The following is a 6,084-nucleotide window of genomic DNA, read 5'->3' as shown; positions in this document are numbered from 1 at the left end:
ACTATACCAAATAATCAATAAATATTTTAGGGTGCCTTAACGCTGAAAACAGGAATGGTGAATCGTCATTGGTAAAAAAAACATATAACATTTTACTTTCAACCAAACCAGTTGCCCAAACCTACAACCATAGACTTCTATTTGCTATTTGCTCTCATCAATCCACCGCAGCAGAAATATTAAGGGGTTGGGAATAGGGGCTATTTTACTCTTTCCTTTTCTTCAGCATTTTCTTCACCGAATGATGATCGAGGTAATACAACACTTTTAACGAAATACTGTTGGTCTGTGGAGCTTCAATGGTTTTATTGATATCATCAAAATAACTCCGCACCAAAACACCTTCTTCGGTTTCAATTGCATTTTTATAAGCAAGCGACAACGTGCTGCCGGGCGCGAACTGCCACGAATACACAAGGTCGACATTAAAAACATTATAACTGAAATTATTATTCTTATCATAAGTTGTGTTATCCTCAACTTCGCCATTATCAAGCAATGTGTAATATTTAAGATATTCGCCGGTATTCCAGTAATGGCGCGTCGACAGGCTTAGCGACATATCATTCTTAAACATGTATTGCAAACCAAAATCATTTTCATAAGTTATCAGTTTACGGCCACCGTAAATAATGGTGTTATCATCTGTAATGTCCGCAAATCCTATATTATACGAATCAACATTATAGGTAAAACTGTAGCCAACCTGTAGTTTATCATTTATACGATACGTCAAGTTAGGATTAAACATGTATCCTTTTCCTTCATAGCGTTCAAGGAAATCGCCAAACTGCAAATTCAAACCGTAAATGATTGCTTTGCGCGGATTTGATGAATAGCCTGCGCTTGTATAATAATAGCGCGGGTTACGCGAATATCTTCCTTCAACTCTTGGCTCGTTGTAATCATACGTAACAAAAGGTGTTGCCATTGCACTAAAACTTAAATTCGCATAATTATTCATTACAAAATAAAAACTTATTTCACCCTGGCTTACATACTTCTTTTTAGTTTCAGGATTTATCCCATAATCAAATGATGCCGAATTATACGACTCACGGAAATATTTATTAGGCTTAAACGTATTGTACGAAACATAAACTCGTTCACGCATTTTATTCCCTATGATATAATAACCCATATCGCGCGAATCGTACGATTTACTAATGAACATATGAGAATAACCATATTGCAGGTTTCCTGATATCTTCTGGCAACCCAGGAAATACTGGTATCCCCTGTCGTCTGCATTATCTTTCAAGGAATCGAATTTCTGAAGTTTCTGACTAACGGTTCCAAAACCATCAAAAGAAATTGTTGCCTTTTTATTCTTTATGGAAAAGCCTGCATCGGTAACATTGGCATTATAATAATTTTTGTTATTCCTTGTAGTATTTGTATTTACAAGGTAAACTGAAGATGTGTTCTTAAATTTCTGGTCGAATACAACAGCATTATAGTTTGTCAAAGGCTCCGTTAGTATCTTCCTTGAATTACCCAGCGAGTCTTCAACCACAGCGTAAGCATTATCGGTAATTGCATTGAACAAACCAATGCCAAGTCCTTTATTATTCCTTCCCGAAAATTTTACAGCATTCAGAAGCCTTGTCTTCGAAGGGTTTTCTCTGATCGTTTCACCTTCACCCAGCATATAAGGAACATAATAATATCCAAAAGGTATCTTTCCTATTCGTCGTGAATAAAACAGGTTATCTTTCGTGAACAATTCTGTTCCTTCTTTGAAAAAGGGCCTGTTCTCATTATACGTTACTTCAGAATAACTAAGACTCTTCACTTTATTATCCGACTGCACCTGGCTGAAATCAGGGAGCAGCGTAAGGTCTAATGTAAACTTTTCATTAAGCCCGTATTTTAGATCAGCACCCACATTATATGAAGTTGATTTATCATAAACCACCGATTCGCCTGTGGTATATGCCGGGGCATTTTCAGCAAATGCAGTAACAAAAGGTGTAAGCGACAAACGTAATGGAGCTTTAATATTTGAAATACCTTTAAGTGTTCCCCATGCCAGGCGCGAGTTTGAAAGCGTAGGCGGTGTTAATGCCCACTGCACATATTCACCCGAACGTTTAATTTCACGTGTAAACTGGAAGCCCCACTCCTGCTCGGCAGTTGAAGGAAAACGTATTGCAGAGTAAGGTATTCTCATTTCAACCGTCCATCCTTTATCATTAATCTTAACAGCGCTTTCCCAAACAGCATCGTATGTAGGATCGGAATCTTTTGTTTCCATTTGTACTCCTGAAGCAGTTATCCCAAACACATATGCATCAAGACGATTATAGGTATCAAAGCCAATATAAAAAGCATCAGCAAGTATCGATTCACCATCACGCGAACCTAATGCATGCATAATGCTGTCGGGCGCCGAATCATAAAGCATAGCGGAAACATACACCGCATCATCATCATAAATAAGTTTCAGATCAATTTCATGTGTGGCAGCTTTGCCTTGTGTAGGACGTAACTGCAACATTCCTGTTGCAACAGGAATAGTATTCCATGCATCATCATTCAGGACACCGTCAATTTTAGGAGTAATAGTTGTCCTGCTTGCCGTATAGCTTCTTTTATCATTTTGTGCAAATGAAAAATTATATAGAAAAAGAAGAAATAAAGTTGCGTATATTTTAGTTTCCATAACCTTACGAAACGTTGAATTTTCATTTATACCGACAGAAAAGATTTTTGCAAAAATATTTTTTGTTTTCTGTACGGTATAACTCGTTCTAAACACTTTTGCCTTTACAAACCTGATAAGAACGAGTATAACTGCTATAAAGTTACAACACAGAATAAGGGGTTTCAAAATATAATCAACCATTTAAAAGAAAACTCAGTTCAATATCATAAACTTCTCATCGAAGCAAAATATTGAATGTTTTTGGCTGTTCATTGATAAAATAAAGGACTTGTTTTTCGGAAATGAATTGTCGGCTTCTTATTGATTTTACAAGTCATATACCAATTTACTTCATTCATCATTAAAAAAACATTATTTGAAAAACAAAATTTGAATTTTACTTTCGACCTTATTTCTTTTGTAAATCAATCTAATCTTGAATAGCTATTTTTCTGCAAAAGAACTCTTGTTATAAAAAGAGTTTATTAAGAATTTATTGGTTTAAGGATAAAAAAAAGCACTCAATTGAGTGCTTTTTTTATTAACTGATTTTACGCAAAATTATAATTTGTATCGATTGAAACAACATTATATTATTATACCGATTGTATATATGTAATAGTCCAATAAATTGTACTATAACATCTATGTCATCGGCATAACCATTGTAAAATTTAAAATATTCTTTGGACTATTTTAAATTAACAATTGGTATTATATGTCCCTTTAGGGACAACAGCTTGGTAAAAAAAGTACAACACACTTCTTATTGTACCGTAGGTACTACACTTTCAATACTATATAGCATTCAAACACGCTCAGCTATTTGGGTTGTGTTTATCTGCCTCGTCGGCAAGGCAGGCGGCATATACTCTTAAAATCCTTATTAATTATAGTTTTTTTTAAATTTTATTTTGAATCCTGTATAACATCAGTTATTAAAACTTCATTGTTATTCCGGCCAAATAATTTCGTCCTGCCTGCGGATAATAATAATTATTTTTAATCAACTTGCCTTTGGCATAATATGGATAAGTCCAACCATTCGATTCATATTCTTCCGATAAAACATTATTCACCAGCAATGTGAATTTTATTTCTTTCATGAATTTCGGATAAATGGAATATGCCAACCCTATATCGTTTACAAAATACGAATCGATTGCCCTGTCAGGGTTTGAAGTATTATCTAAATATTGCCTGCCAACATATTTTGACAAGAGTGTGATGAATGCATTTTTATAAAACTCATATTCTACCTGGCTTCCGGCAATTACCCGGGGTGAAAATGCAATATCGGTTTCCGAATAATTTGTATTCACTTGCGACCAGTCGTCCCAGTTATCAACGTATTCGGTAAAATCAAGAATGATGTTTTTACTAAAAGTGGCGTTCGCTTCAATATTAAGTTTTTTAACCGGCTTTATTCCCGCTTCAATTTCAACACCTGTACGGTAGCTTTTATCAATATTGGTACGGTTATATTCGCCCACATCGTTTATCTGACCGGTTAACACAAGCTGATTGGTGTAATACATGTAATAATAGTTAGCTGCAACTTTCCAGTTCCGGGATGTATGACTAATTCCTGTTTCCAGGTTTTGCAAATGCTCCGGTTTAGGACGGTTTGCAGGTGTTGACTGCACATAATCATCACGACAGGGTTCTTTATTTCCTATCCCGTTTGAAATATAAAAATCGTTAGAAGGACTGATTTTATAAACTATTCCAACTTTCGGGTTAAAGAAGTTCAGGTTAACCGCTTGTTGTACATTCTGCAGGTCATCATCATAACCAAAGAAAGAATAATAAATAGTGCGGTACTGAAGATCGGCATAAAAGTTTAATTTTTTATTTATATGATAATTCAGTTTACCGAAAATATCCACATCATTTTTTATAGCATTATCACTATAATACTTTTTATCGGGAAGACCATTGCTTGCATACTGCGCCCATGTAACCATTCCATAATGTTCGCCATCATATTTATTTGCCGCTCCGCCAATAGTAAATAAAAACTTTTTCCTGCTGTCATAATTCAGTGAATACGTAACACCATAAAAATCATTATCGAGCCAGCGCTGACGAACCAGGTCGGTTGAAGTAATAGTATCCTGACCAATGATAACAGAATCCAAACCATATTTATTCAGGGCATCATCGTTTTTAAATTCCTCATAATAACCGGCACCCTTTGTTAAATGCAGTGCTGCATTGGCATTCCAGTTTTTGTTGATCTCGTAAGAATAATGCAGCTGATAATTATCCTGCTGATAATTGTCCGTTTGATTGCTGTATGTATAATAATTGTACGTGCGACTATCTGAATTAATCATAGCATCATATTCCGCTTGTGTGATATACCAGTTATCAAGCATCTGCTGCATTCCTTCGTAATCATTCTTCAGCCTCGCTTCAGGAACACCATACCAGGCTTGATAGGTACGTTCCTTACCGGAAAATACGATCAATTTTAAAATACTTTTTTTACCATAATATCCACCCGAAACATAAAATGATTTCAAATCGGAAAAAGCCCTGTCGATGAAACCATCGGAATATAATTTTGATAAGCGGGCATCAAAAGCCCAGCATTTATTTATCAAACCACTGCCTGCCGAAAAAGTATTTTTATATGTATTGAATGAACCCAGTGAAGAACTTATAGTTGCATAAGGGTTTTCATTCAGTTTGCTTGTCTGGATATTCAGACTTGCTCCAAAAGCACCTGCACCATTGGTTGAAGAACCAACACCACGCTGAATCTGCATATTATCAACCGACGAAACGATATCAGGAAAATCAACCCAGTATGTTCCTTGTGATTCGGCATCATTGGTAGGAATGCCATTAATCGTAACATTGATACGTGTAGGATCGGTTCCACGAATACGGATACCTGTATATCCTACTCCCGTACCTGCATCTGAAGTTACCACAACTGATGGTGTCATGCTCATCATATAGGTAATATCCTGACCCATGTTACGGTTCTCTATTTCATTTTTTTCCAGCTTTGTTGAAGTTACCGGTGCATTTTCATCGGCACGGATAGCCTTAATCACAAGTTCATCTGCAAGAAAAGTTTTCTTCTTCATCAACACATTGATGACCGTGTCTCTTGTAATGTAATAACACTGAGACCATGTTTCATAACCAACATATGAAACTTCAATTTTTTGATTTCCTTTTTTTACATTTTTAAAAATGTAACTACCGTCATCCAACGAATTGCCTGTATTGAAACTGTTTCCAATTTTAACGGTAGCTCCTGTCAGTATACTTTTACTTTCAGCATCGCTCACAACACCCTTAATAGTAACCTGTGCAATCATAGGCAAATAAAGGGCAATGCAAAATGCCAGCACAGCAAATTTCTTTTTCATTTTATTAATTTTCGGTTAAACATCAGGAAAGCCTGAGGGTTTGCTTTC

The 6,084-nt window shown here is 35.7% G+C and carries 2 protein-coding genes; both read right to left on the bottom strand.

Annotated features, from left to right (window positions below; genetic code table 11):
• Positions 1-205: 205 nt before the first annotated feature.
• A complete protein-coding gene (locus PKK00_10240) occupies positions 206-2,665 on the bottom strand; it encodes a DUF5916 domain-containing protein (protein HNW98775.1) in 2,460 nt (819 codons plus the stop codon).
• A 920-nt stretch (positions 2,666-3,585) separates the two neighbouring features.
• Positions 3,586-6,036, bottom strand: a complete 2,451-nt coding sequence (locus tag PKK00_10235; protein ID HNW98774.1) for a TonB-dependent receptor — start codon at positions 6,034-6,036, stop codon at positions 3,586-3,588.
• Positions 6,037-6,084: the final 48 nt, after the last annotated feature.

The sequence above is a fragment of the Bacteroidales bacterium genome, assembly GCA_035353855.1.
Classification (GTDB): domain Bacteria; phylum Bacteroidota; class Bacteroidia; order Bacteroidales; family CG2-30-32-10; genus DAOQAK01.
This window is presented reverse-complemented; position numbering and strand designations above follow the sequence as displayed.

Bases quoted from the DNA above. Each gene is read 5' to 3' on its own strand.
- PKK00_10240 (HNW98775.1), bottom strand. From the start codon at position 2,665: ATGGAAACTAAAATATACGCAACTTTATTTCTTCTTTTTCTATATAAT.
- PKK00_10235 (HNW98774.1), bottom strand. From the start codon at position 6,036: ATGAAAAAGAAATTTGCTGTGCTGGCATTTTGCATTGCCCTTTATTTG.